General features: G+C 36.2%; 20 protein-coding genes and 1 tRNA gene. 2 read left to right on the top strand and 19 right to left on the bottom strand.

Annotated elements, in window-relative coordinates:
* Window positions 1–101: 101 nt before the first annotated feature.
* The 16 genes from D4A81_RS12190 to lepB all read right to left on the bottom strand — a co-directional run bounded on the left by D4A81_RS12190 (window position 102) and on the right by lepB (window position 14,074).
* Complete coding sequence (locus D4A81_RS12190; RefSeq protein WP_111525743.1) at window positions 102–1,118, bottom strand: SH3 domain-containing protein; 1,017 nt, start codon at window positions 1,116–1,118, stop codon at window positions 102–104.
* A gap of 50 nt (window positions 1,119–1,168) precedes the next feature.
* A complete protein-coding gene (locus D4A81_RS12195) occupies window positions 1,169–1,987 on the bottom strand; it encodes a CvfB family protein (RefSeq protein WP_111525742.1) in 819 nt (272 codons plus the stop codon).
* A gap of 9 nt (window positions 1,988–1,996) precedes the next feature.
* Window positions 1,997–2,707 carry an acyl-[acyl-carrier-protein] thioesterase gene (locus D4A81_RS12200; protein ID WP_111525741.1) on the bottom strand — a complete coding sequence of 237 codons (711 nt, stop codon included), beginning with the start codon at window positions 2,705–2,707 and terminating at the stop codon, window positions 1,997–1,999.
* A 26-nt stretch (window positions 2,708–2,733) separates the two neighbouring features.
* A complete protein-coding gene (locus D4A81_RS12205) occupies window positions 2,734–3,381 on the bottom strand; it encodes a gamma-glutamyl-gamma-aminobutyrate hydrolase family protein (RefSeq protein ID WP_111525740.1) in 648 nt (215 codons plus the stop codon).
* Window positions 3,382–3,450: 69 nt separating this feature from the next.
* Window positions 3,451–3,522: transfer RNA gene (locus D4A81_RS12210), tRNA-Gln, on the bottom strand.
* A 386-nt stretch (window positions 3,523–3,908) separates the two neighbouring features.
* Entirely contained in the window at window positions 3,909–4,610 is a 702-nt protein-coding gene (locus tag D4A81_RS12215; protein ID WP_111525739.1) for a hypothetical protein, read from the bottom strand.
* Window positions 4,611–4,634: 24 nt separating this feature from the next.
* Window positions 4,635–6,440 (bottom strand): glycosidase, encoded by a 1,806-nt coding sequence (locus D4A81_RS12220; RefSeq protein WP_111525738.1) that lies wholly within the window; start codon window positions 6,438–6,440, stop codon window positions 4,635–4,637.
* A gap of 25 nt (window positions 6,441–6,465) precedes the next feature.
* Window positions 6,466–7,254 (bottom strand): exodeoxyribonuclease III, encoded by a 789-nt coding sequence (locus D4A81_RS12225; RefSeq protein WP_111525737.1) that lies wholly within the window; start codon window positions 7,252–7,254, stop codon window positions 6,466–6,468.
* Entirely contained in the window at window positions 7,235–8,872 is a 1,638-nt protein-coding gene (locus D4A81_RS12230) for an ABC-F family ATP-binding cassette domain-containing protein (protein WP_111525736.1), read from the bottom strand. The genes D4A81_RS12225 and D4A81_RS12230 overlap by 20 nt, the downstream gene beginning before the upstream one ends.
* Window positions 8,872–10,158 (bottom strand): PLP-dependent aminotransferase family protein, encoded by a 1,287-nt coding sequence (locus D4A81_RS12235; protein WP_111525735.1) that lies wholly within the window; start codon window positions 10,156–10,158, stop codon window positions 8,872–8,874. Before D4A81_RS12235 ends, D4A81_RS12230 begins: the two co-directional genes overlap by 1 nt.
* A 10-nt stretch (window positions 10,159–10,168) precedes the next feature.
* On the bottom strand, window positions 10,169–10,480 hold the full coding sequence (locus tag D4A81_RS12240) for a hypothetical protein (protein WP_111525734.1): 312 nt from the start codon (window positions 10,478–10,480) through the stop codon (window positions 10,169–10,171).
* A gap of 72 nt (window positions 10,481–10,552) precedes the next feature.
* Window positions 10,553–11,410: a peptidoglycan editing factor PgeF gene (pgeF, locus tag D4A81_RS12245; protein ID WP_111525733.1), complete on the bottom strand. Its 858-nt coding sequence runs from the start codon at window positions 11,408–11,410 to the stop codon at window positions 10,553–10,555.
* Window positions 11,407–11,748, bottom strand: coding sequence for a YraN family protein (locus D4A81_RS12250; protein WP_111525732.1), 342 nt, complete (start codon window positions 11,746–11,748; stop codon window positions 11,407–11,409). Before D4A81_RS12250 ends, pgeF begins: the two co-directional genes overlap by 4 nt.
* On the bottom strand, window positions 11,741–12,385 hold the full coding sequence (locus D4A81_RS12255) for a ribonuclease HII (RefSeq protein ID WP_111525731.1): 645 nt from the start codon (window positions 12,383–12,385) through the stop codon (window positions 11,741–11,743). Before D4A81_RS12255 ends, D4A81_RS12250 begins: the two co-directional genes overlap by 8 nt.
* Before the next feature lie 302 nt (window positions 12,386–12,687).
* A complete protein-coding gene (ylqF, locus tag D4A81_RS12260) occupies window positions 12,688–13,527 on the bottom strand; it encodes a ribosome biogenesis GTPase YlqF (RefSeq protein ID WP_111525730.1) in 840 nt (279 codons plus the stop codon).
* Window positions 13,528–13,543: 16 nt separating this feature from the next.
* A complete protein-coding gene (gene lepB, locus D4A81_RS12265) occupies window positions 13,544–14,074 on the bottom strand; it encodes a signal peptidase I (RefSeq protein ID WP_111525729.1) in 531 nt (176 codons plus the stop codon).
* Window positions 14,075–14,144: 70 nt separating this feature from the next.
* Here lepB and fumC point away from each other — a divergent pair, with 70 nt between their 5' ends.
* Window positions 14,145–15,509, top strand: a complete 1,365-nt coding sequence (gene fumC / locus D4A81_RS12270) for a class II fumarate hydratase (protein ID WP_111525728.1) — start codon at window positions 14,145–14,147, stop codon at window positions 15,507–15,509.
* Window positions 15,510–15,574: 65 nt separating this feature from the next.
* Entirely contained in the window at window positions 15,575–16,942 is a 1,368-nt protein-coding gene (locus tag D4A81_RS12275) for an MATE family efflux transporter (protein WP_111525727.1), read from the top strand.
* A gap of 70 nt (window positions 16,943–17,012) precedes the next feature.
* Here the strand turns inward: D4A81_RS12275 and D4A81_RS12280 are convergent, their stop codons facing one another.
* The 3 genes from D4A81_RS12280 to D4A81_RS12290 form a co-directional block, all read right to left on the bottom strand.
* Complete coding sequence (locus D4A81_RS12280; RefSeq protein ID WP_111525726.1) at window positions 17,013–17,726, bottom strand: GTP pyrophosphokinase; 714 nt, start codon at window positions 17,724–17,726, stop codon at window positions 17,013–17,015.
* 58 nt (window positions 17,727–17,784) lie between these two features.
* The gene (locus tag D4A81_RS12285; RefSeq protein WP_111525725.1) at window positions 17,785–18,555 is read right to left on the bottom strand and encodes an Mrp/NBP35 family ATP-binding protein; all 771 of its coding nucleotides are present in this window, start codon (window positions 18,553–18,555) and stop codon (window positions 17,785–17,787) included.
* Between the two features lie 124 nt (window positions 18,556–18,679).
* Window positions 18,680–22,138: a DNA polymerase III subunit alpha gene (locus D4A81_RS12290; RefSeq protein WP_111525724.1), complete on the bottom strand. Its 3,459-nt coding sequence runs from the start codon at window positions 22,136–22,138 to the stop codon at window positions 18,680–18,682.
* Window positions 22,139–22,179 lie beyond the last annotated feature (41 nt).

Genomic DNA, 22,179 nt, shown 5'->3' on the forward strand with positions numbered 1-22,179 from the left:
TAATTTATAGTGCATACTTTAATCAACAAAAAATATAATAATATATTAAAACAAAATGAGTTGCAAAGTAGATAATCATTATCTATTCTGCAACTAATTTTTCACTTTATGTAAGCATTCTCCATCTTATAATTTTCTACTATTCTATATTTTCTATTCGGGGATGTTGTATCGTGTTGCTTTTGATATGCTCCATCACCATCCACCCAATAATATACTCCACTTAATGCTGATTTTATATAGCAGTTTACAAACAGATATGAGTCCTTACCGAAACAATATTCATTACCGGATATATTTTTCCACTCTGCTTTAGCATACCTGTAGTCTTTTTCCACATACCACCATCTATTATTGTCATTGTAGTCCTTTATCCAACCTTTTACAAATTTTCCGCTTATCCACCCTTCTGCTATATGAAACCATGGATTATATCTACTGGCAATTCTGCCACTTGCTTTCACCACTTCTCCCTCACTAAGGTTTTTCAATAATGAAGATGAGGTATTAGGAGCAGTTCTTACCCTAACACCACTGCCCACTATAGTAAGTCTTGCACTTATAGGAATCTCATTAGATATTTGTTTATCAGTTTGCACTTGTATATTACTTTGATTTTTATAGTCGGGCCTTGCAAAGCCTACTATTGTATATCCTTTTCCATCAAAGTTTCTCTTCCTTGTCATCACCATACCACCATTTGCAATATCTCCATTTCCGGTATTGCCCTCTATGGTTTCATATGTTCCATCCGTATTTACTCCTACCACTATTCCTGCATGATTTACTCTTCTGTTTTTTCCGGCTTCGCCTGTTAGAAGTAAGATAATATCTCCTCTTTGACCCTTGCTAAACAGCATATTTTTATCTTTATAATGGCTATATACTGTTTCTGTAGAAGCCGTTTTTATACCGTCACAAAAAACTTTTTCGGCTCCGGCCATCCTAAAAACATCCCAAAGGAAGGTCACACACCATGGATAAGTGGCAGTGCTGCTATCATATACTTCTTTCTCATAGTAATCTGTGTTAAACTTCACATTATTACTTTCAGGCGGATATTCGCTCACTCCGACATATTCTCTGGCCTTACTTATTACATTGTCAATCAAAGACATATGACTCCTTTCCAAAAAAGGCCACAGAAAGTCTGCAGCCTTTGATATTTCTATTTTAACTTGATGTCACCATCTATTATCTCTATTTTACCTTCTTTTAAAAGATGTCCTACCGCTCTCTTAAATGCATTCTTACTAAGTTGCAACTCTGACTTTATTCTATCAGGAGAAACACTCTCATCAAAGCCTAGTCTTCCTCCTCTATCCTCTATAATATTATAAAGAGTATCGGCATCTGTAAGCAACTGTCTATATGCCTTCTTTCTTGGGCTAAGATCCAGCTTGCCATCCTCTCTTACTCTGATAACTCTCATATCCAGTCTGTCGCCAACCTTGATGTCCTCAAAGCTTTCATTTGGAGGTATCATTCCATTGTATTTATCATCTACGGCTACAAATGTGCCCATTTTTTTGATTTCAAATACTGTACCAACTACTTCGTCATCTTTTTTATATAGACTGTTTGACAAAAGGCGTGAATATACCTTGGCACTGGCTGCAAGTCTGTGGCTCTTATCTTCATACAGATATACCAATACCTCATCTCCTTCTTGTAATTTGCTCACTGTCTCTTTAAATGGAAGTAGTACATCTCTTTCAAGACCTATATCAAGGAATGCACCTATTCCTGTTGTAGACTTTACAGATAGTCTGCCTATCTCTCCTACCAAAAGTTTTGGATGTCTGGTAGTAGCAATCAATCTATCCTTACTGTCACGATATAAAAAAACCTCCAGTTCAGTTCCTATTTCACAATTCTCCGGCACTTCTTTCTTAGGCAGTAGTACATCCTCACTGCCATCAGTAAGATATGCTCCAAAATCCTTTATTCTGTCTACTTTCAGAATCTGTATTTTCCCTAATTCCATAACTCCCCCTTAATATTCAAACTTGACGATAGCATATGTATCACCATTTCTGTCTGCAAGATTTACAAAATATGAATGCTCATCCTTTGTAATCCTTGGCAAAATCACATCACTTAAAACTGCCGCTTTCTTATATTGTACACTTATTTTCTTTACTTTAAAATCTTCTTCAATACTATTTCTTGCCTTGTCGACATATACAGCATTGTTCATATGATGATTAGTGTCCAAATCATTTTTGCTGACAATTATTTCCTTGCCAAGCCCATACTCTTTTGGTATGTCGAACTTTCTGACCATATCTGTCATATCAAGCCTTGTTTCATTACCTGCCAGATATCTTTTTAAAGATTCTTCTGTAGGTTTTTTAGGTCTTTTATTGTCCAAATCATAATGAAACCATATGGAATCGGCTTTAACTAAGAACTCACCATTGGCATCTTTTAAAAAGAAATTTCTATATCCATAGAAACTTCTAAAATTATATGCAAATGTACCTATCTCGACTTTTTCTGCCAATGCCGGTAATCTACCTATATCTATCTGCCATGTATTCACCCACCAGGCTTCTTTTTTACCTTGTAGATATTCTATTCCCAGTCCAAGATCCTCAGATTGGAATGTTGAACAGTCTTGAAATAAATTCAAAAGTCCAACTAAAGACAGCTTTCCATCTTCCCCCAATTCACTGTATCTGATTCTTTCATTAAATGAGTACATCTTGACTACCTCAACCTAACTATCTCTTATTTTAACAGAGATCTAAAATATTTAAAAATTTCCTCTCCTACCACTGCATCATCTCTTCTTTGCTTATAGGACATTCTCTCAGGATGAAATTGTGTAGCTATAATAGGCAATTCTTCATGTATAATAGCCTCACATACTCCATCTTCTGATTGTAATACTTCTTTCAAGCCTTTTCCAAGTTTCTTTGCACCTTGATGATGTGCAGAGTTTATATTAAAGTTCTTTCCATAGAATTTTTCAAATACATTACCTTCTGCTACGCTTCTTACGCTGTGTACGGTATCATTGTCATTTTTTCTGGTATGTATATCCTTTGTTTCCAGATCCTGATAAAGACTTCCACCAAAGTATATATTTATAAGCTGCATACCTCTACAAATACCAAGTATAGGTTTTTTTGACTTTACGAATGCATCAAGTATATCTCTTTGTGCTTTGTCAAGATCTCTATCCGGCTCATCTGAACCATCCATCTCTTCTCCATAGTATACCGGATCTATATCGCCACCACCCGGAATCAATAATCCGTCACATTTTATAGCTTCGTCTATATCCAATGTTACAACTGCTTCTATATCATTCTCTTTTAATGCCTCAATATAATTTGTTAAGTTTTCTGTCCCCGCCAGTGCTACTCTTTTCATAAATTTTCCTCATCTGTATATACTAAAAAACTCCCACAAACATCTTTGTTTGAATGGGAGTTGTAAAAGCTGGGCTACTAGGATTCGAACCTAGAAATGCTGGAGTCAGAGTCCAGTGCCTTACCATTTGGCGATAACCCAAAACTGACTGTTATATGATACTTCACATCTATATATTTGTCAATAGTATTTTGAAAATTTGTTTTATCCCGGCAGGAATGAAAGTTACAGTTCAGGTACCCACTTTAGAGCTTTTGTTTTACAATCCTAATCGCAACTCTTTCTTAAAACTTCGCAGGATTTTACGCAGTCTGCGGAACTCGTTTGTTCGCTTGGGGAGCAGCGAACTGCACTCAAACAAGTCCTCGACTGCTTAATCCTGTCTCGTTTTCACGAAAGAGTTAAACGCTACAAGGATTGTAAAATTAAAAGTCTCAAGATATATAGTACCTGAACTGTAACGCATAGAATCCGCCGGGACAATTTTATCAATTTTGTTTTATATAAATATTCATCTACAATATAACCTATTCCCATCTCTCAAACAAATCTTCAAACTTCAGAGTATCATCTTTTTTAATAACTTTACTCCTCCCGTCTCCATAGTCATAGCTAAAGGATGTCCACAGATTTCTCTTTCCAAATCCTATTTTTACAAGCTTATCCAGTATGATACCCCCTTGTGGCAGCTCTTTTTTCAAAAAATCACAAAGCTCATCCAGAGTTTCTATGTCTACAAAATCATTTATACCCTGTTTAAAAGTTATAGACTTATACTTGTTGTCATCTTTATCCCAGATTCTGATATGCTTCATATTTTGATTGAAATTATTTATCCTCTCTGCGGTTTTAGAGCTCTCTATAATAGCAAAACCTCCCTGCATGTAGGCCTTTTCTATTTTGTAATCCTTTAATGTATCGTCACTATCTGTTTCTCTTTCGATATTTACATTATTACCATCATACTTGACATCATAAATATCTCCTTTAAAATCCATGTATTTTAAAGTGGAACATGTAGCATTCGCCACCATACATTTTACGCTTGCCTCTTGCTGAAATCCCTTTTTCAGACTTGGTTTTGAATAATTTTTTTTATCCTCTTTCAAGCCTTTAGAATTTTCATAGGCAATCATGTCATCATCGGAGCTTTTAGTATTGGAACTGATAAGTTTTATTACTACTACTAAAACCACCACAGCAATTACGGCCATTATTACTAATTCCATGAATCCTCCAAATTATGTTTTAGATTATCTAGCTTTTTTATTAACATTCTTCGCAGATTCCTTGCTGACTAGTACCACACAACTTCTGCCTTCCACAACTATATTTCTCTGATCCTCAGTTTTTTGAGTTTCTGCTTTTTTAAACGGAGCATTTATATCATCTGTATTAATCAATACATGCCAATCGCTGCTTCTTTTTATAGTGGGAAGTGAAAACTCATGCTTGTCCCAATGCATATTTAGAATAATATATACATCCTGTTTTCCTTCTATCAGTATTCCCATTTGTCTGTTGTAGTATTCAAAATCAGGTTTCCACACCTGCATTCCATGTATAGAAGTCTTTTTCTGCTCCTTACCAAGAATATACTCTTTTCTGAATTCAAGCATGGACTTTACAAAGTCCAAAAAATCCTTATTCTTGTTTACCAGTTTCCAGTTAAAATAGCTTATATCATTGTCCTGACAATATGTATTATTATTACCATTCTTTGATTGTAATACTTCATCTCCGCTAAATATACAAAGAGTACCTTTAGATATCATCAAGAGGAAAATAGCATTCAAATACATTCTCTTTCTAAGGTTAAGCACCTGTAATTTTTGGGTATCACCCTCAAATCCACAGTTCCAAGAAAAATTCATATTTGAACCGTCTGTATTATTCTCGCCATTTTCTTCATTATGTTTATAATCATATTTATATATATCTGCCAGAGAAAATCCATTGATATCAGCAATGAAATTCATATAAGAACTTCTATTATCAAGTACATTTGAAATGAATGGTATCATTCCCTCATCTCCTTTTAGATATCTCCTCATATTATTCATATAATCATAATCCATAGAGATGATATTCTTACCCTTGCTTTCATATATCTTGTTTGTAAAGATAAACTTACTATCAAGTAGATATGGGTCTTTAACAATATCCTCACAGCAATCTACACCTGTAAGGTGGAATCCGTCTATATGATATTCAAGCTTCCAGTATCTAAGTACATCAATTATATGACTGATACTTTTATTCACAAAGAAAAATTCCTGTATGACTCCAATACCGGCTTCATGCAATGCCTTTACCATCAGCTTATATTCATTTATAGGATTCCTGTTTTTTCTGGTGGCAAAACTTGCCTTAGGGGCAAAATTCAGACTGTTTGTATAACCCCAATAATTGACTCTGATATTTTCTTTCTTTTCCTTCTTATCTTTATCAAAAAGCGAAACCCAACTTCCACCGACTCTTATGAATTCATCAAACTCAGTAGCAGGCATTATATCCACAAAATCAACTTCAAGCTCTTTTAGATAATCAATTTTACCTACCAGACCTTTAAAAGTTCCCTTATCTACAACTTTTGAACTGCTTGACTTTGTAAACCCTCTTAGGTGGAGTCTATAAATAAATGAACTGTCCAAATCCTTATTATTTAATGTCTTTGAGTTTTCAAAATCACACTCCCAGTCAAAATCGCTGACATATACCGGACTTCTCATAGGATTATCCATTAGGCTAATCTTTCCAAAACTGTCTCTACCTGAGAAGCATTTACCATACTCATCTACAAAGCAACCCTTTTCATCTTCAAGTGCATACTCATATGTTTTTTTTAAACGCATATTCACTTGCAAAAACCACACATCACCTATGCGTGATTCTAAAGGAAATTCTATTTTTTCTATCGGCTCTTCTACATTTCTTTCATAAAGGTTCATATAAAGACACTTACATTTTCTTATAACCTTTATGCAAAAAAATGAGGGCGTAACAATAATGCCAAGTGGATAAGAAAAACTTCTACCTCTCTCTGATTGAATTACCATAACGCACCTCCTTTAAGTCTTATAATTATATTTCTATATCCAGTTCTACTGGACAATGGTCTGAACCTAAGATATCGCTGTGAATCTTAGCTTCCTTTATTCTATCTTTTAATTTATCAGATACTATAAAATAGTCAATACGCCAACCGACATTCTTAGCTCTGGCACCTCCCATATAGGACCACCAGGAATATGCATCTGTTTTATCAGGATACAATACTCTGAAACTGTCAGCAAATCCTGAAGACAAAATGACATCCATCTTTGCTCTCTCATCATCTGTAAATCCGGCGTTTTTTCTATTAGTCTTAGGATTTTTCAAATCTATCTCTTTATGTGCAACATTCAAGTCACCACAGAATATCACGGGTTTTTTTTCTTCAAGCTTTAAGATATAGGCAAGGAAAGCATCTTCCCAAGTCATTCTGTAGTCAAGTCTTGTAAGTCCTCTTTGAGAGTTTGGAGTATAGCAGGTGATCAAATAAAAATCCTCATACTCCGCTGTGATCACTCTACCCTCATTATCATGTTCCTCTATGCCGATACCATAGGTCACATTAACAGGCTTATCCTTAGTAAATATAGCTACACCTGAGTAACCTTTTTTAGCTGCATAATTCCAATAATCATAATATCCCGGCAAATCCAGCTCGATTTGTCCCTCTGAGAGTTTTGACTCCTGTATGCAAAAAATATCTGCATCAATATCTCTGAAAAAATCTAAAAATCCCTTGGTAACGGCAGCTCTAAGACCGTTGACATTCCATGAAATCATTTTCTTTGTACTTGCCATATCAGTCATCACTCTCTTCATCTGCTGAAACAGTATAAGTAAATCTCTTTCTTGCCATCTCATCAGATTCAAGATATTCATCATATGTGGTTATCTTATCTATAAGACTTCCGTTAATGATCTCCATAATTCTGTTTGCAGTAGTCTGTACTACCTGATGGTCTCTTGATGAGAAGATCAGTACGCCTTTAAACTTTTCAAGTCCTGTATTGAGTGCTGTAATAGACTCCATATCAAGGTGGTCGGTAGGCTCATCAAGTATAAGTACATTTGCTCCACTTATCATAAGCTTTGAGAGCATGCAACGAACCTTCTCTCCTCCTGAAAGTACCTTAACTTTCTTTACTCCATCTTCACCTGCAAAAAGCATTCTGCCAAGGAAGCCTCTTACATAGGTAGCATCCTTGATTTCAGAATATCCTGTAAGCCATTCAACTATTGTCTCTTCACCGGAGAAATCCTTGGTATTGTCCTTTGGGAAATAGCTCTGTGTGGTGGTGAGTCCCCATTTATAGCTTCCGCTGTCAGGCTCCATCTCTCCTGCAAGTATCTTAAAAAGAACTGTCTTTGCCTTTTCATTAGGTCCTACAAGTGCTACCTTATCTTCTCTATTCAGTACAAAGCTGATGTTATCAAGTACCTTCTCACCATCAACAGTTTTTGAAAGATTTTCAACTGTAAGAACTTCATTACCAATCTCTCTTACAGGTCTAAAGTCAATATATGGATACTTTCTTGAAGACGGCTTTATATCGTCAAGCTCAATCTTTTCCAAGGCTCTCTTTCTGGATGTAGCCTGTTTTGACTTTGAAGCATTTGCAGAGAATCTTTGAATAAACTCCTGCAACTCCTTAATCTTTTCTTCTTTCTTTCTGTTTGCTTCCTTCATCTGTCGAACCATAAGCTGGCTTGACTCATACCAGAAATCATAGTTTCCGGCATAGAGCTGTATCTTGCCATAGTCGATATCTGCAATCATTGTACAGACTTTATTAAGGAAATATCTGTCATGAGATACCACTATAATGGTGTTCTCAAAGTTTATAAGGAACTCTTCAAGCCAGGCAATAGCATCCAAATCCAAGTGGTTTGTAGGCTCGTCAAGTAATAGTATATCAGGATTACCAAAAAGTGCCTTTGCAAGAAGTACCTTTACCTTAAGGTTTGATGGCATATCACTCATCAGGGTGTAGTGATGTTCAGTATCTACACCAAGTCCATTTAGAAGTGCTGCCGCATCTGATTCAGCCTCCCACCCATTCATATTTGCAAACTCACCTTCAAGATCTGCCGCCTTTATACCATCTTCTTCTGTAAAGTCAGGCTTTGCATATATTGCATCCTTTTCCTTCATTATCTCATACAGTCTTGCATTACCCATGATTACAGTATCTAAAACTGTATATGCATCATATTTGAAATGGTCCTGCTCTAAGAATGAAAGTCTCTCTCCAGGTGTTATTACTATATCACCATTTGTAGGTTCTATCTGCCCTGAAAGTATCTTTAAGAATGTTGACTTTCCTGCACCATTTGCACCTATCAGTCCATAGCAGTTTCCAGGTGTAAATTTTATATTAACATCTTCAAAAAGGGCTTTCTTCCCTAATCTAAGGGTTATTCCATTTGCACTAATCATTATAATTCTCCTAGGAGTTTATCTACTGATGCCATCTTTGCACATAAACAAAGAAGGTTTGCAGCTATTTCCAAATCACCAACCGGTGGGAATGAAGGAGCTATGCGAATATTCTTATCATGTGGATCTTTTCCACCCGGGAAAGTGGCTCCGGCACCTGTCATTACAACACCTGCTTTTTTACATTTTGATACAACTTCCTTTGCACAGCCGTCCATAGTATCAAATGATATAAAATATCCACCCTTTGGCTTTGTCCAGCTTGCTATACCAAGTCCTCCAAGCTCTTTTTCAAGAGTATCTATTACCATCTCAAATTTTGGTCTAAGTGAGTCAGCATGCTTTTTCATATGTTCTACCATGCCATGTATATCCTTAAAATATCTCACATGTCTGAGCTGATTTACCTTGTCATGGCCTATTGTCTGATTCTTTAACTGATTTTTGATGTCCTCAAGATTGTTTAATGATGTTGCAAGTGCTGCAATTCCTGAACCCGGAAAAGTTACCTTTGAAGTTGAAGCAAACTTATATACTAAGTCAGGGTTTCCGGCTCTCTTACATTCTGCCAGAATCTCTATAAGATGATCCTGGTGAAGGTCATATAGGTGGTGAATTGTATACGCATTATCCCAGTAAATTCTAAAGTCATTTGCTGCCGGTTTTAATCTTGCAAATCTTCTTACTACTTCATCTGAGTATGAATTTCCTGTAGGATTGGAATACTTAGGTACGCACCAGATTCCCTTTATAGAATCGTCATTTTCCACCAGTTCTTCTATCATATCCATATCAGGACCATCCTCAAGCATTGGTATACATACATTCTCAAATCCAAAATATTCTGTAATAGCAAAATGTCTGTCATATCCCGGTACTATACAAAGGAATTTTACTTTGTCAAGCTTGCACCATGGCTTAGAGCCCATAACACCATGTGTATATGATCTTGAAATGCAGTCATACATTACATTAAGACTTGAGTTTCCATATATGATAAGGTTATCTGCAGGAACCTCCATCATATCTCCCATAAGTTCCTTTGCCTCAGGTATACCATCCAGTACACCATAGTTTCTACAGTCTGATCCATTCTCACTCATAAGGTCCTTATCTGATGAGAGTACATCCATAAGGCCCATAGAAATATCCAGCTGTTCCTGTGAAGGCTTACCTCTACTCATATCAAGCTTTAAGTCTCTTGCCTGCATTACCTTATATTCTTTTTTTAAGCTTTCTTTAAGCTCTAACAGCTCTTCTTTTGTCAACTCTGCGTATGGTTTCATTATCTTCTCCTTATACCTGTTTATTCTTACCCTTTTCATCAAGCTTTTCTTTAAGCTCTTTTAATTTTTCCTGACTTTTTAGGATCTTTGTTCTCTGATCAAGTACCAACTCATCTTCCCGCAAAAGATCATTAGCTGCAACATACTCACCGATAACCATTTTGTATGATTTTATAATATCCTCTTCTATCTTTATGTCTCTTTTCAGCTTTGCAATATCTGCCAATTCCTTGCCCTTGTTCAATGCTGATTGTGCTATCTTCTGTCCTTCTTCTTTTGCAATACTTCCATATATACTCAACTTTTTGAAAAAATCTTCCATATAGCCTCCTTTATTCAAATATAAACAGTATAATTACTTTATAAGGTTTTAGCAAGATTATAATTGAGCTTTTTATTTTAGTGCTATAAATGCAGCCATATTTCCTCTTTCTTCACCCATTATTCTATGTGAATAGAGTAAATTCGGATTGCAAGCAGTACAAACATTTGAAGTAAATATATTTTCTTTCGGTACACCTGCCTCATTTAATACTATTTCATTAGCTCTCCAAAGTGATAGTCTGAAATGATCTTCTCCATCTTCCCTAAAAATACTGTCCATATCTTCTTTTTTAAACTTCTTTGAAAATTCTTCATACACATCCAAACTTACCTGATAGCAGTCCTGACAAATCCCCGGTCCTATACAGGCGATTAGATCTTTTACATCTGTTCCGAAGTGCTTTGACATTTCCTTTATCATAACTGCACCCATTTTATTGCAAGTTCCTTTCCATCCCGAATGTGCCAAACCTATTGCATTTTTTCTTTTGTCATAAAAATAAAGGGGAATACAGTCTGCAAAAAAAGCCCCTAAGGTAATGCCCCTTTCATTAGTTATCAGTCCGTCAATATCTTCATAGTCTCTATCAATTACTACTCCCTTGCCTCTGTCACTTTTCTTTACCAATTTTACATTGGTTGAATGTACCTGATATGAAAGTACAAAGCTATTCTCATCAACACCAAGTGCCTTTGCCATTCTCTTATAATTTTCAAGTACGCCCTGTTGATTATCAGGTTCTCTGCTGAAACTTAAGTTCATAGTAGCATATGGACCTTCACTTATTCCACCAATTCTTGTAGAAAATCCCTGTATCAGTTCATTATATTTTTCAAGCGCAGAAAATGAAAAATATTCCACACCGTTTTCTGCCTTTAACAGTTTCAAAATATCTTTATCATTCTTTTTTAATATCTTTATACTCAATAAAATGCTCCTTTAACCCATTCTATATCATTACCTATTATGCCTATGCAGTCAAATCTGACTGTATGAGCATGAAAATGCTTTTCATTCAAATAATGTCTTGCCATCTTTCTTATTTTTTGCTGTTTGAAATATCCCACAGCCTCCAGTGGATATCCGAAGCTTTCGTCTTTTCTATACTTTACTTCTATAAATAAAAGTATATTTCCATCTCTTCCGACAATATCTATCTCACCAAATCTGTTTCTGTAGTTTCTTTCAAGTATTTGGATTCCATTTTCTTCCAAAAAGGAGGCCGCCATTATCTCCCCTTGATTTCCAATTTCTCTTTTATTCACTTACAAAGTTTCCTATAAATGATTTTCTATGTATATCACAAGGTCCTATTTCCTTTAAGGCTGCTATATGAGCGGCAGTACCATAGCCCTTATTTGAAGCAAAGCCATAATCAGGATAGATTTTGTCATATTCTGCCATAAGCCTGTCTCTTGTGACCTTTGCCAATATACTGGCAGCCGCAATATTTACACTTTTGGCATCACCCTTTACTATGCCAACCTGTTTTATATCTACCTCCGGTATATGTACTGCATCCACCAACAAAATATCCGGAGTCTTTTCAAGGGCGTTTATCGCCTCTCTCATAGCTGCATATGTAGCCTGCAATATATTTATATCATCTATAAGTATATTTGAAGCAATACCTATACCATAGGATATAGCATTTTGCTTTATCTCCTCAAATAAAACATCTCTTCTTTTTTCTGTAACCTTTTTCGAATCATTCAAAAAGGGTAGAAAAATATCCTTTGGTAAAATGACCGCTGCCGCTACTACCGGACCTGCAAGTGGCCCTCTACCAGCCTCATCTATCCCTGCAACATATGAAAAATCACTGTATTTATTTTCAAATTCACGCATACCCTCAAGTCTTATTCTCTCAAGTGCAAGTTTTTCTTCACTTATTTTTCTCATTTCTATCTCCATTCGTTACAGTTCAAGTACTATATATCTTGAGACTTTTAATTTTACAATCCTTGTAGCGTTTAACTCTTTCGTAAAAACGAGACTCAGATTAAGCAGCCTGTGACATGTTTGAGTGCAGTTCGCTGCTCCCCAAGCGAACAAACGAGTTCCGCAGACTGCGTAAAATCCTGCGAAGTTTTGAGAAAGAGTTGCGATTAGGATTGTAAAACAAAAGCTCTAAAGGACTACCTAAACTGTAATCTCCATTCAGAAGATGCACCAATGATGAAAACTTTTCTTTCATCATACTACTATGGCATTTGCAATGTCACCCTTCCAAGTTTTCCTGATCTGAACTCATTTACAAATATGCCTGCCGCCTTATCATAGTCAAGTTCATTGCCCTTTTTAGTGCATCCTCTGATATTTGCTATCTTTATTAAAACAGCATTTTCATCATCAGAGTCGTCTATTTCAAATCTTTCCTTCAAAATATCAGTCTTATTGTTTAGAAACCATTTGATAAGTTCAAGTCCAAGCTCTCTGATATCTATTATCATATCATTGATGGATCCGATAAAAGCTATCATCTCACCAATTTTTTCATCTTCAAACTTAGGCCAAAGTATTCCGGGGGTATCCAAAAGCTCTATCTGCCCCTTTAACTTTATCCACTGATTACCCTTAGTTACTCCCGGTTTGTTTCCGGTCTTTGCCATGGCCCTGCCTGATACCGAATTTATAAGTGTAGACTTACCCACATTTGGAATACCGGCTACCATAGCTCTGACAGGTCTATTTTTTATGCCTCTTTTTGCATCTCTCTCACGCTTTTCCTTGGAAACATTTTCTATCGCCTTTATAAGTGCATTGATTCCATTCTTTTTTCTGGAATCCATAAACATACACTCATAGCCCTGCTCCTTATAATATGTTGCCCATCTGTTATTGGCACTCTCATCTGATAGATCTGCCTTATTTAATATAATTATCCTTGACTTATTTGAGCCAAGTTCCATGATTTCCGGATTTCTTGTAGCCTCCGGAGCTCTGGCATCAGCCATTTCTATAATAATATCCACAAGCTTTATGGCATCTGACATAGCACGCTTTGCCTTAGTCATATGACCCGGGTACCATTGTATCTTCATAAGCAATATCCTTTCATCACCTTATAAAACCAATTCTTTTTATAGGTAATGCTCTTAGCCAAACATTTCCTATAATCATATCTCCTGTTACATTGCCTATTGTAGAAGTTCTGGAGTCTTCACTTCCCACTCTGTTATCACCTAATACAAAATATTCATTGCCAAGAAGCTTTACTTCATCTGCTGCTAAACCTGCTGATGAAGCTTCATAAAATCTATCTATAACTTCACCATTGACATAGACCATTCCATTTCTTATATTTACAGTCTCACCCGGAAGACCGATAACTCTACGAATACATTCTCTTCCGTCACTATTTTTAAAAGCAATCACATCATATCTCTTCGGCTTAAAGAATGTGTATGCCGCTTTATTTATAAGTGCCACCTCGCCCTGCTCTATCTGTGGTGACATAGATTGCCCCACCATATATGTTCTCTCTCCAAATATAAATACAACAAACCATGCTAGTGACAATATCACCGCAAGCTGTGTCAATATATCAAGTATAATTAAAAATCCGGATTCTTGTTTTTTTATTTTCATTTATTGCCCTGTTTTTTTATTTTGTTTTTTGTTAAACTGATTATAGCATAAATGATGTAAGGAGAAAACTATGGAATATCGTATAGAGCATGACTCAATGGGCACTGTAGAAGTACCTGTAGACAAATATTATGGAGCGCAGACAGCAAGAAGTCTGTCAAACTTTAAGATAAGTACAGAAACGATACCTATGGAGGTCATAAGGGCATTTGCTTATCTAAAGTCCGCCTGTGCCGCTACAAATTTTGAATTTGGTAAATTGGAAAAAGATAAGGCAGATATTATAAATACAGTTTGTAATGAAATACTTGAAGGTAAATTGGATGAACATTTCCCTTTATCTGTATGGCAAACCGGCAGTGGTACACAGAGCAATATGAATGTCAATGAAGTAATCACTAATAGGGGCAATGAGCTTGTCAAAAAAGAACTCTTACATCCAAATGATGATGTGAATATGTCACAAAGCTCAAATGATACTTTCCCGGCTGCAATGCATATAGCGGCATTAATTGAAATAACCGACAAGCTGTTACCGTCACTAAATGAACTTATACTTGCATTTAAGAAACTTGAGGATGAAAATATCGGCATTGTAAAGTCCGGAAGAACACATTTACAGGATGCTACTCCCATAGCATTTTCACAAGAAATAAGCGGTTGGAGAACCTCTCTTGAAAATAATTACAATCAAATAGAAAATTCTCTTATATTTTTAAGTAAGCTTGCACTTGGAGCTACTGCAGTAGGTACAGGACTTAATTCACCAAAGGGTTTTGATACCCTTGTTGCAAAAAATATTTCAAAACTTACAGGCAAAAAATTTGTCACAGACAGCAATAAATTCCACGCTTTGAGTTCAAAATCTGAACTTGCATTTGTACATGGCAGCCTATCCTCACTTGCAGGTGATCTTATGAAAATTGCAAATGATATCAGATGGCTCTCAAGTGGACCTAGATGTGGTTTGGGAGAAATCTTTATACCTGAAAATGAGCCCGGAAGCTCCATAATGCCGGGAAAGGTAAACCCTACACAATGTGAGTCTATGACTATGATATGTGTACAGGTTATGTCCAATAATATGGCTGTAAATATGGCTTCCAGTCAGGGAAATTTTGAGCTGAATGTGTTTATGCCTGTACTTATTCACAACTTCCTTCAGTCTGTCAGGTTGCTATCTGACGGTATAAGATCCTTTAGAGAAAATTGTGTAATTGGCATCAAGGCAAATAAAGAAAAAATGCATGAGAACTTACATAATTCCCTAATGCTTGTAACTGCAATAAGCCCCTATATAGGTTATGAAAATGCTGCAAAAGTATCAAAATTGGCACATGAGAAAAATATATCACTAAAAGAAGCTACCCTAAACATGAATCTTATGACAGAGGAGAAATTTGACGAAGTATTTAAGCCTGAGGAAATGATATAGTAATATCAGTTCTAAAAGACTGTTATAAATTCTATATTAAGCACTATACTTTAGAAAGGAATTTTATGGAACAAACTAAGAAGCAGGATATGACCAAGGGCAATATTACCTTCCAACTTTTGTTATTCTTCTTCCCCATACTCCTTGGTACATTCTTTCAACAACTCTATAATACTGCAGATGCCGTTATTGTCGGACAGAATGTAGGAAAACTTGGACTGGCTGCCGTAGGTGGAACTACAAGCACTCTTATAAACCTTTTTATAGGTGTCTTTGTAGGATTGTCCTCCGGATTTAGTGTAATCATCTCACAGCATTATGGTGCAAAAAACAATAAGCTTGTCAGCATAGGTGTTCATACTGCCATCACTTTTTCGCTTATAGTAGGTATAATAGTCAGTATATTTGGTGCCATATTTTCAAAAGCAATGCTTGCAAATATGAATGTACCGGATAATATAATGTCAATGGCATTACCTTACCTACAAATATATTTTATAGGACTTGCCCCAAACCTTATCTATAATATGGGTGCCGGACTGCTTCGTGCAGTTGGAGATTCAAGAACTCCTCTTATATTTCTTATCATAAGTTGTTTTGTGAATATAGTCTTGGATATTATATTGATACAATATATGAATATGGGCGTGACCGGTGCTGCCATTGCAACTGTAGCATCACAGATAATCAGTGCCATCTTAGTCATCATAGTACTTTCTCGAAGAGATGATGCACTGAAATTGAAGATTAATAGTCTACATATAAACTTTTCCGAACTTAGAAAAATGATCAGTATCGGTATTGCAGCAGGAATGCAATCTGCTATGTATACCATTGCCAATATACTCATTCAAGCTTCTATAAACAGTCTTGGTACTGATACCATAGCCGCTTTTACAGCATATGGTAAGATAGATACTCTTTTTTGGATGACTATACAATCTCTGGGTATATCTGTTACCACCTTTACAGGTCAAAACTATGGATATGGTAATAAAGAAAGAGTTAAAAAGGGTATAATACAGGGAATGATTTTAGCAATACTTGCTACTGCTATTGTAATAATACTTCTAAAATTATTTGGAAGAAATATCTATACATTATTTACACAGGATGAGAATGTTCTAAAGATTGGTACAGATATGCTTAACTTTATGGTAGTAGCTTTCCCTACTTATATTATTATTGAGATATTCTCAGGCTCACTTAGAGGCATTGGCGACAGCTGGATACCTATGATAATGACTGCCAGCGGTGTATGTGTACTTAGAATCGTTTGGATCATTGTAATGGTGCCAAAGTATCCGAATATATATACAATACTCTGGGCGTATCCACTTTCATGGGTTACTACCAGCATATTGTTTTTAATATATATGTTCGGTTTCAGCAAGATGCGTGCTTGGATAAAATTAAATATTTATCTTCATTGATATAAAATGGCTGCCGCACTAAGGACAATACAAACTACATCTGTACTCCTTAAAGCGACAGCCCTTCAATTTATCTGGGTTTTCGTATCTCTATACCCCTAGACTCTATACTTTTTCTTATGTTCAACATTTGTTTGTCTGTGTTTGCTATCACATCAGCACATTCTCTAAGCTGCCTTTCCACATCATCAGAATCAATAAAATCCTTTTTGTATTTTAGCTGATGATCAAGACTTGCCCAAAAATCCATAGCAATAGTTCTTATCTGTACCTCCACCCTCATAGGTTGTTTTCTCTCTGAGAAAAATACAGGTATCTCAACAATGAGATGATATGAGCGATATCCATTTTCCTTCGGCGTTTTTATATAATCTTTCACAGCAATAAGGTTAACATCATCCTGTCTGGTAAGCATATCTGCCACATCATAAATATCGTCAAGGAAAGAGCAAATAACTCTGATACCTGCCACATCATACAAATTATTGACTATTGACTCAAGTGTCAGTGGCAGACCACGCCTTTTTAGCTTTTCAACAATACTTTGTGGTTTTTTTACTCTCGACTTTATCAATTCAATAGGATTTCTTCTATTTTTAACTGATAATTCATCATTCAAAACTTCGAGCTTGGTTTTAACTTCCCTGATTGCACAGGTATACATCATCATTGCTTCTTGAAATTTCGGTGCCATTTCATGCATTTCCTCAGGTATCTGAACCAGGTCAGGAACCTGTACAATGGATTGCTCCAATTCATTATTTGGATTATTTGATATATGCATAAGATCTCCAATTCTTTGTTATATACGGACCCCAAGTAAAATCACTCCGGTTAATATTTTATTTTAAAATCAAATCTGCCGCTTCATCAAGCCATGGTGCCTCTACATATTCTACAAGACCCTCATCCACTTTATTTGCCACTTTAGGATCTATCGGTATCTTTGCAAGTACCTTTAAGCCTTCTTTTTTTGCTATTTCATCAATATGACTCTTTCCAAAAATCTCATGTCTATGTCCACAATCCGGGCATTCAAAATAGCTCATATTCTCAACAAGCCCCAGAATCGGCACATTCATCTTCTTAGCCATATTTACAGCCTTTGCAACGATCATTGAGACAAGTTCCTGGGGACTTGTAACAATTATAATTCCATCCACCGGTATTGACTGAAATACAGTGAGTGGAACATCCCCTGTTCCGGGTGGCATATCTACAAACATATAATCAATATTGTTCCAAACGGTGTCCTTCCAAAATTGCTTTACTACTCCTGCTACTACAGGGCCCCTCCATATAACCGGATCTGTTTCATTTTCCAAAATAAGATTTGTACTTACTACATTTATTCCTGTACTTGTAACGGCCGGTATCATAAGTTGATCATATGTCACACCAAGTTTGCCACTAAGTCCAAATGCCTTAGGTATAGACGGACCTGTAATATCCGCATCTATAATGCCTGCTCTAAAGCCTTTTGACCTAGCCTTTACAGCCATAAGAGATGTTACCAAACTCTTACCTACTCCACCCTTTCCGGAAACTATACCTATTACCTTATTGACCGTACTTTGTGGGTCAAGCTCTTCCCTAAACTCATTCATTGCCATATTAAAACCACATAGACTTTTGTCTATGATTTCCTTTCTTATCTCTAAAATATATCCTCACTGAATACAAGATAATTATACTAAAATTATCAATATTTTTCTATGAGTTTAATTACAGTTTGATTTATATTTTCTCTACAACCTTGACATTTTCACTGCCCAGTCGTTCTTCCAAAATATTAGCTGCCTCCGTAGCCGGTACTCCCCATTCAGCACCAAGGTCCTTCTTCGCCCTTTCTTTTTTTAAATAAATAATAACTCTATCGTTTCCTGTTAAACTTCCGATATCAGAAAGCAGATTTCCCAAATCTTCCTCATAACTATCCTTATCACTGTATTGAATCCAAAGTTCCTTTTTTACTCTTCCAAACTCCCTTATACTGTCTACTATAAGTTTTCCTTCTTCTTCACCTGAGGTATCAACTCTACCCTTAACAAAGACCTTTCCTCCCTCGGTCAGTTCTCCACCATAGTTTTCAAATACTTTAGGAAATACCAAAAGTTCTATTCTGCCATACATATCTTCTAATGTACATATCGCCATCATATCTCCCCTTTTAGTAAATCTCTTATTTACCTCTACCAGTAAACCGCCTATAGTTATCTTTCTTCCCGACTCAAGCAAAATGTTTCCGTTTTCATCCGGATAAAAGTCAATACTTCTTGTATCACAATGCTTTTCCAAAAGCGAAACATATTCTTCCAGAGGATGCCCACTGACATACATTCCCAGAACTTCCATTTCATATTTTAGAAGCTCCTCTTTGGAGTACTCCTCTATATGTATCATTTCTGAAACAAAACTATCTTTGTCCTCTTCACTTACTACATCAAAAAATGACATCTGTCCCGGAATAGTCGCCTTGCTCTCCTTTGATTTTTTTTCTACAAAAAGCTCAGCATTTAATATCTTTTCATGCCTATTGCCCTCCATACTGTCCAGGGCTCCGGCCTTTATAAAGCTCTCAATACTTCTCTTATTCAAATCCTTCTGCGGCAATCGGTTAATAAAATTCTCCAATGTGAGATATTTTCCATTCAAGGTTCGCTCTCTTACAAGTGTATCCGCTACTGCCTTGCCTACTCCCTTTATAGTGGAAAGTCCAAATCTGATGCCATCCTTATCCACACTGAAAGCTCCCTCCCCCAGATTCACATCCGGAGGCAAAACCTTTATTCCCATATCAGCTAGACTTGCTATATATTCTGCCAACTTAGTAGGATGATCACTCACTGAAGTAAGTGAAGCCGCCATAAACTCCTTAGGATAATAATACTTCAGATATGCGGTCTGATATGAAACAACTGCATAGCAAGCAGCATGTGATTTATTGAATGCATAGCTTGCAAAATCTATCATTTCGTCAAATATTTTATTCGCAATTTTCTCATCTATACCATTATTTATACATCCCTTTATTCCATTTTCTTCATTTCCATATATGAAATTCTTTCTCTCAAGCTCCATAACATGCATTTTTTTCTTACTCATAGCACGACGAACTTCATCACTTCCACCCATAGTATAGCCTGCCAGATCTCTCACTATCTGCATTACCTGCTCCTGATACACTATACATCCATATGTAGGCTCAAGTATCGGTATAAGTTGCGGTGTATCATAAATTATATTTCCCTTTAGATTCTTCCCTTCGATATACTTTGGAATAAAGTCCATAGGTCCCGGACGATAGAGTGATATACCCGCAATAATGTCTTCCAGATTTTCCGGTTTCAATCTCTTCATGAAATTTTGCATTCCTGCACTCTCAAGCTGAAACACACCGTCTGTTCTTCCGGTGGATATGAACTCATATACCTTCTTATCATCATAATCCATATCCTTTATATCAATTTCCACGCCATAATTTTTCTTTATCATCTCCAAAGCATTTTGAATGACTGTAAGAGTACGAAGCCCCAAAAAGTCCATCTTTAAAAGCCCCAGCTCCTCTAAAGTGGTCATAGTAAATTGTGTAGTCACCGAATTATCCACTCCCAATGCCAGTGGTACATACTCTTCCACTGCCTTCTTTGATATCACTACACCTGCTGCATGTATACTCGCATGTCTTGGTAAACCTTCAAGTTTTAAACTATAATCTATAAGTTCATGCACCACATCATCACTGTCATACAGTTCCTTTAACTCCTTATTTCTCTCCAATGCAAGTCCAAGTGTAATATCCTTATCTCTAGGTATCATCTTTGCAATGCTGTCACATCTGGCATATGGTATTTCCATAGCCCTTCCCACATCTCTTATAACACCTCTTGCTTGTAATGTACCAAAAGTAATTATCTGACATACTCTTTCACTACCATATTTATTTACCACGTAGTCAATGACCTCGGCTCTTCTCTCATCTGCAAAGTCCACATCTATATCAGGCATTGAAACTCTCTCAGGATTTAGAAATCTCTCAAAAATAAGATTATATTTAATAGGATCAATATCTGTGATTCCAAGGCAATAAGATACTACACTACCTGCTGCCGAACCTCTTCCTGGACCTACTGAAATCCCCTTACTTCTGGCATAATTTATATAGTCACAGACTATCAAAAAATAGTCTATATATCCCATCTTTTCTATTACACCAAGCTCATAGTACATTCTGTTCTTTATTTCTTCTCTATTTGGATAAATATCGGAATAATGTTTTTGAAAGCCTTTCAAGCATAGACTCTCTAAATATTCCTTAGCAGACATTTCGTTTGGCACCTGATATTCCGGCAATTTTGTCTCACCGAACTTTATTTCTACATCACACATATCCGCTATCTTTGCTGTATTTTCTATAGCCTCAGGTGCATATGGAAAGAGTGCTTTCATCTCATCCTCTGACTTTAGGAAGAATTGGCCACCCTCATATCTCATTCTGTCGGGATCTGATACTGTCTTACTTGTCTGTATGCACAATAATATATCATGTGCTGTTGCATCTTCTGCATTTATATAATGAACATCATTTGTTGACACAAGTGGTATATCCAACTCTTTTCCAATTTTCATCAAAATCTGATTCACATACTTTTGTTCAGGTATTCCATGATTTTGTAGTTCCAGATAAAATGAATCTTCACCAAACAAATCCCTATATTTCTTTGCAGCCTTTATTGCATCATCCTCTCTACCCCTTGATATAAGTTTGGGAATCTCTCCGGCAAGACAGGCTGAAAGTGCTATTATACCATCATGGTATTCTTCCAAAAGTTCAAAATCTATTCTCGGCTTGTAATAAAAGCCTTCTGTAAATCCCTTCGACACTATCTTTGTCAAATTTTCATAGCCTCTATTATTTTTTGCAAGCAAAATAAGATGATAGTACCTGTCACCTTGCTTTGCCTGTTTCTCAAATCTTGAAGACGGACTCACATAAACCTCACACCCAAGTATCGGCTTAATACCGTTTGCCTTTGCCTCTTTATAAAAATCTATAACTCCATACATAACTCCATGGTCGGTTATGGCCAATGAAGTCATATTAAGTTCCTTTGCACGACTTATTATCTCTTTTATCTTACAGGAACCATCCAACAATGAATATCCTGTATGTACATGTAAATGTGTAAAAGACATATCTCTCCTCTTTTTCATTCAATACTTGTTATATTATATCA

This window comes from Lachnoanaerobaculum umeaense, assembly GCF_003589745.1.
In the GTDB taxonomy this organism is placed as follows: domain Bacteria; phylum Bacillota; class Clostridia; order Lachnospirales; family Lachnospiraceae; genus Lachnoanaerobaculum; species Lachnoanaerobaculum umeaense.